The sequence below is a fragment of the Halarsenatibacter silvermanii genome, assembly GCF_900103135.1.
GTDB lineage: Bacteria > Bacillota > Halanaerobiia > Halanaerobiales > Halarsenatibacteraceae > Halarsenatibacter > Halarsenatibacter silvermanii.
Genome location: NZ_FNGO01000045.1, coordinates 1 through 5,410 on the forward strand (window position 1 = coordinate 1; position 5,410 = coordinate 5,410).

The 5,410-nt window shown below is 35.4% G+C and carries 9 protein-coding genes; 7 read left to right on the top strand and 2 right to left on the bottom strand.

Going from position 1 to position 5,410, the window contains the following annotated elements; all coding sequences use genetic code 11:
* Positions 1-674 precede the first annotated feature (674 nt).
* The 7 genes from BLT15_RS12620 (at position 675) to BLT15_RS12645 (ending at position 3,979) form a co-directional block, all read left to right on the top strand.
* Positions 675-1,058 carry a nucleotidyltransferase family protein gene (locus tag BLT15_RS12620; protein ID WP_089762384.1) on the top strand — a complete coding sequence of 128 codons (384 nt, stop codon included), beginning with the start codon at positions 675-677 and terminating at the stop codon, positions 1,056-1,058.
* A complete protein-coding gene (locus tag BLT15_RS12625) occupies positions 1,024-1,542 on the top strand; it encodes a ribonuclease toxin HepT-like protein (RefSeq protein ID WP_089762386.1) in 519 nt (172 codons plus the stop codon). Before BLT15_RS12620 ends, BLT15_RS12625 begins: the two co-directional genes overlap by 35 nt.
* 343 nt (positions 1,543-1,885) lie before the next feature.
* Positions 1,886-2,269: a hypothetical protein gene (locus BLT15_RS12630; RefSeq protein ID WP_089762389.1), complete on the top strand. Its 384-nt coding sequence runs from the start codon at positions 1,886-1,888 to the stop codon at positions 2,267-2,269.
* A 190-nt stretch (positions 2,270-2,459) separates the two neighbouring features.
* Entirely contained in the window at positions 2,460-2,759 is a 300-nt protein-coding gene (locus BLT15_RS12635) for a nucleotidyltransferase family protein (RefSeq protein WP_089762391.1), read from the top strand.
* A complete protein-coding gene (locus BLT15_RS12640; RefSeq protein ID WP_089762393.1) occupies positions 2,756-3,103 on the top strand; it encodes a HepT-like ribonuclease domain-containing protein in 348 nt (115 codons plus the stop codon). The genes BLT15_RS12635 and BLT15_RS12640 overlap by 4 nt, the downstream gene beginning before the upstream one ends.
* A 103-nt stretch (positions 3,104-3,206) precedes the next feature.
* Positions 3,207-3,383: a hypothetical protein gene (locus BLT15_RS13360; RefSeq protein ID WP_159429963.1), complete on the top strand. Its 177-nt coding sequence runs from the start codon at positions 3,207-3,209 to the stop codon at positions 3,381-3,383.
* Between the two features lie 395 nt (positions 3,384-3,778).
* Positions 3,779-3,979: a hypothetical protein gene (locus tag BLT15_RS12645; protein ID WP_089762395.1), complete on the top strand. Its 201-nt coding sequence runs from the start codon at positions 3,779-3,781 to the stop codon at positions 3,977-3,979.
* 65 nt (positions 3,980-4,044) lie between these two features.
* Here BLT15_RS12645 and BLT15_RS12650 read toward each other — a convergent pair whose 3' ends face one another.
* A complete protein-coding gene (locus tag BLT15_RS12650) occupies positions 4,045-4,263 on the bottom strand; it encodes a hypothetical protein (RefSeq protein ID WP_089762397.1) in 219 nt (72 codons plus the stop codon).
* Between the two features lie 83 nt (positions 4,264-4,346).
* Positions 4,347-5,336, bottom strand: a complete 990-nt coding sequence (locus BLT15_RS12655; RefSeq protein ID WP_089762399.1) for an Rpn family recombination-promoting nuclease/putative transposase — start codon at positions 5,334-5,336, stop codon at positions 4,347-4,349.
* Positions 5,337-5,410: the final 74 nt, after the last annotated feature.

Genomic DNA, 5,410 nt, shown 5'->3' on the forward strand with positions numbered 1-5,410 from the left:
TTTTCCTTGGCTTAAGTTAAGTTTTCGGCCAAAAAATTGCGCTCTCTTCGCGAGAGCTCGTCCCTGAGCTCCCGCTCAGCCCGGCACATCCTGAGCCGGGGACACTATTTTTTGGCCATAGACTTAACCTGAGTTTCGAAAAATTTCGAGTATCACTTTGCTTTATATCTTCCAGCCACTATTGTTATGATAGTGGTCTTATACGATATTTATCACTGATAACAAGAAGATCCAAATATGTTTTCTTGAATCCACTGGCTTCCACCTGTTTTTTGATTGATATCATTATTATAATACATGTGTTTGCAGAGGTCAAGCACTTATGCAAAAATTTTACATTTACATTTCGATTGAGCAAAATTGGGTAATAAAGCTTATAATAGTTATAGCTTTTATTTTCAGCTTTTTACTGTTGTCGATAAATTTTATCCATCGGCTTTGCCTGCTGGAAAGCTTCAGGAAGATGATATTTTCACTGTTATATGATATAATTTAGGTGAAAATAAAAAGATTTAGATAAATTGGGAATGTGGACTATGAGGGGTTGGCCTATGATGCCGAAAATGTCCAAGAGAACCTCAATAGAAGACTGGAGGCGAAGTCGATGTGGGTGAATATGATCGTGAAATCCAGCCGGAAAATCAGTTATGATTCTGAGAAGGGAGGCAGGTTTTATGGATGTTTCAGAATATATTGAACATCACAGGGAAAAAGCTGAGCAGGAGAAAAGAGAAGCCGAACATCTCTTTATATATTTGAATAGACTAGTAAAAGAACAGGTTCAGGATTTGGCCAAAAAATATAATCCTGAAAAGATATATCTTTTTGGTTCACTGCTTGACAGGGATAAATTTTGCGCTGGTTCTGATATAGATTTGGCGATTTCCGGCCTGGAAGCGGAAGATTATCTGGATTTCTGGGGGGATTTAGAGGAGCGTCTCCAGCACAGCTTCGATCTGGTCAACCTGGAAACAGCTGATAACAGGTTGAATCAGTTTATCCGTCAGGAAGGAGTGGTGATTTATGACAGGAAAAAAGAGGAAAGCCAATTCATTTAAGGTACTGGCTTCTAAACTCGAACAGGATTGGGAGACTGCCCTGGAGCTGGCTGAGAGAGTTAATAAATTTGCTGAAAAAGTAAATGATAATAGTGCAGAACAGGAGCTGAACCCAAATATTTATGCTGCTGCTCTTTCTCTGCAGCATTATTATACCTGTCTGGAAACAGCTTTTAAGCGTATTGTCAGAGAAATTGATGATACTTCGATTACCGGTGAGCAGTGGCATAAACTGCTATTAGAACATATGGCAGTAAAAGTTGAAGGAGTTAGACCTGCATTTTTTGACAGGAAAGTAAAGGAAAAATTAGATAAATTGCGTCGTTTCAGACATTTAGTTCGACATGGTTATGAACGCGAACCTGATTGGGAACAGCTGCTGTCATTGATAAATCTCATGAATGAATTGAATGATGTGCTGGATGAAAGGTTTGCTGCTTTTATAGACTATTTATATGAAGTGGCAAAAGAGCTGGAAGAATGATTTCACGAAATTAACGGCTGACACGAAGAATTCGAGATATTAATAGATTATATATTTGATATAGAAGCAGTCCGGTCCTATTAAGTAATTATGAAAGATAAGCTAAATTTTTATCGCAAGAATGCTAACAAATTCAAGCAGCAATAAACCAAAATTGTCTTAGTTGGTCATTATATTCAAATCCAGCTGCTTGAAAGGAGGAGTAATTGGAGATGATTGAGCCGCAGAAGCTGGTCAAGAAGCTGCATAAAGTGAGCTTTTTAAAACAGGCTGCAGTTATTTATATGACCTGGATTTTCTGGAGCGTGATCAGGTAAGGGAAATGACGAAATCGTTAACTTCTATGTTTATTGATTATCTGGCTTATGAAGGAGAATTTGATTCCATACAGGAGTTTTTTGAAAACAATAAAAGAAATTATAAAGTGGTAAATTCTACAGATTATTTTGGGCTTGAAGATTTTAAAGAAACTCTAAAAACAGCTAAAGAAGACCTGGCTGAAGCAGGTTATACTGACGAAGAAATTCACTCAATCCTTGAAAATTATAGAAAAGGCAGAAGGTTAGGAAAAATCGAATCAATTGAGATGCTATTAAAAGGAAAATTCAATTCTGTGCCGGAAAAGTATAAAAAACAGCTGAGAAATAAGAGCCGGATTAAGCTGGACAGAATTATTAATATAATATTTGATATAGAAGATATTGAAGAACTTGAGGAGTACTTATAAATATTCTTCTGGAAGTACAGATGAATCTTTATAGTATCGATATTTATCTCAATATCAGCATAAGCTGACTTTACTCGATAAAAGCTGGCTTAGATCTGTGAATATAGATGATTGAGCCCAATAAAGCTGTAGCAGTACAATATAAAACAATAAGATGCATATTTTTGCTTACTTTTGGAGGAGTGATTTCATGGAATTAACATCTGATATGAAGAAAGTTATTAAGGATGTATTAAAAAAACATGGAATAACTAAAGCAGGGGTATATGGTTCATATGCTCGTGGGGAAGCAGCTGCCGGGGATAGTGATATTGATTTAATAGTGGAATTGTCGGAAAAAAACTTATTTGCTTTGGCCTCCTTAAAACGTGATTTAGAAGAAGAACTGGGGACAGAAGTCGACATAATAACTTATAATGGTTTGAAAAAGTTTGCCCGAAAAGAAGATTTTAAGGAAAGAGTTCTGGCAGAACAGGAGATATTGTTATGATTGGTGATAGAGATGCAGATGCTTTGGAGGACATTTTATATAGTATTGACCTGTTAAAAAAATATTCTGCCGGACTTTCGGAAGAGAAATTTTATAAAAATCAGGAAAAGCAGGATCTAATAGTTCATCGGCTTGAAATTATCGGAGAAGCCAGCAGTCGTATAAGTGATGAAATTAAAGATAAATATGATGATATACCCTGGGAAGATATGATCAATATGAGAAATATTCTAATACATCAGTATGATAATATTTTTCTTGATATAGTCTGGAAAACTTTAAAGGAAAAGATTCCTGAAGTTGAAGAAGAAATTCTTGGCATAAAAGAAGAAGAGGATTTTTAACAGACGGCTTTTATGGAGCAGAGCTGCCTGCGGTGGCTGCTGGATACCAATATAATAATTTCCGGTATAGTTTTGGCCGGGAAAGGAAAGTGAACTGCTGGAATTGGCGGTAGCTGGAGAATATAAAGCAATTATATGCGAATTTGTATTACAGGAAGCCAAAAGAGTAATAAGGGGTAAGTTTTCAGACATGGAAGATGACGCAGTGATGTCATTGGATTTGCTGTTAAGATCAGCAGAAAAATATCCTTTGCTTTCTAGCAAAGAGGTCAGCCGATAAGATAGAGGTTCTTCATGTAAATCTTTGGTAGAATTCCAGTAAAGGGCAATGATTAAAAACAGCTTTTTTTATAGGCTGTAATTTTATATTTTTGGTATGCCGCCCGATTATTAAGCAGCAGATCTGCCTGCAGCGCGGCTGCGGGCAAATGATGAAGTAAACAGGGATGTAGGTTATAATAGTGGAAACCAAGTTTAACCGTATGTATTTGGTTTTTATGGAACGGATTTTGAGAACGAGTACAGGGATATGAATTTTAGTAGAAAGTTAAAGCATTTTCGGGAAGATTTCAAAGAGGATTTGAGTGAGGAGTGATTGCATGGAACTTAAGGGTGCTTTAGTTATGAAGGAAGCCTGGAATGAGGCAAAAAGAAGGATAATTCAGGAAGAACAGCATGTTTGATATAGATAAGACTATAGAGAAACTTGAAAAGAGCAATATTGTAGCTAATTATAGAATTGAAAAAGCGGCTGAAATAGCAAACTGGAGATGTTATGGAAGACCGGGAAAAAGTATTGGCTACAATTCCGGAATATTTAATTTAATTCAGTCGGTTGAGGTAGATAAAATGCAGATTTTTCTAGCTAAATGTTAATAATACTCAAAAAAAAGCTCTCCTGTAGAGGAGAGGCTGGTTGTTATCAGATATGTGGTTAGAAATTATAGCTGATCATAGATGTCTGCTTTTGATTCATAATTTAAAAGATTATCTCTAATTTCTTCTAAGTTTTCAATGTCAGCATCTTTGAGTTTTGCTTCCAATGATTCAGTGTCTTCAATGGCAAATAGCTGAGGAGCTTGGATAACAATTGTATTTATAAGTGTTTTCCTTCTACCTTTTTCCATTCCTTCTTTTTTGAAATCATCAAAAAAGCTCATAGTATTCTGCTCCTCTTTGGCTGATATTTAGCAAAATAATTTCAATATAATGGTGGTGATAATAAAAAAACTCTCAGTAAAATTTAATTTAATAAATTCCTGATTTCTTCAAAAGAGTTAATTTCAAATAACTGATCTGAGATTTCTAATACCTTGTCTTCATCAGCTAAGTCAATTTTTTCTTTAATATCTTCAGGAAGAGGTTTAGAGAATTTATTCTTCAGCATCCTAACTAAAATTTCCTTTTTACCTTCTTCAACAAATTGTTCTTTTAATTTCATGACAGAGTTCCTCCTTTCAGAAAGCTTTTCTGAAGTGGTGCTTAAAATTTTAGGTGTGTCAAAATAAGGATTGACATTGGCTAAATAAAGGATTAGAGTTTGAAGGAATCTTTCCAATAACTCCATTGATGTCCATTTATCTGGATCTTCGAAGATCTCCAGCAATTTAAAGTATTTCTCCCAGGCTACTTCTTCAGTTTCAGCATTGGCAACATACAGGACATTAATATAGGCTTTGGTTTCAATTGAGAATGTTTTATCCAGAAATTTCATTGCATCATTAAGAGTTAAAAGTAGATATTCAAAGTCAGGTGTGAAGTTTTCCAAAATAGAGACATCACCAGAAAGTAGATCTCTAAGTTTTGTAGGAGCTGTCCAGTCATCTGAACCATGATAAAAAATAATAGGCATTACCTGAGGACTTGTACCATCGCTGTATTTATCAGTGTAAATGTTGTGGAGATACCTTAAAGTTTTGAATGCAGTCATCCTTCTTACAGTGCTTTTGTGTTCAAATAGAATACAAATATAGCCAGGACTGCCATCAGCTAAAGTGGTGGTAAAGACTGCATCAGTAATGGACTCTTTCAGCATATCATCCACATAACTATCTTTGGTTCTGTTTAGATTGTCAAGATTTACTTTCTTTTTCACATCCTGTGGTAAAGAAAAGTCCAGGAAATCAGCCATAACTTCCTCATCACCTAAAGACCACTTGAAGAGCTTATCATGAGGGTTGTTGACTTCTGAAGGATTAAATTCAGTGGAATTATTATTGCTGTTGTTGTTCATTAGATTGTTCGCTCCTATCTATATTAAAATTATATCACATTCAGCAGGAATATGGAAAGGCCTGGCTGCATCTG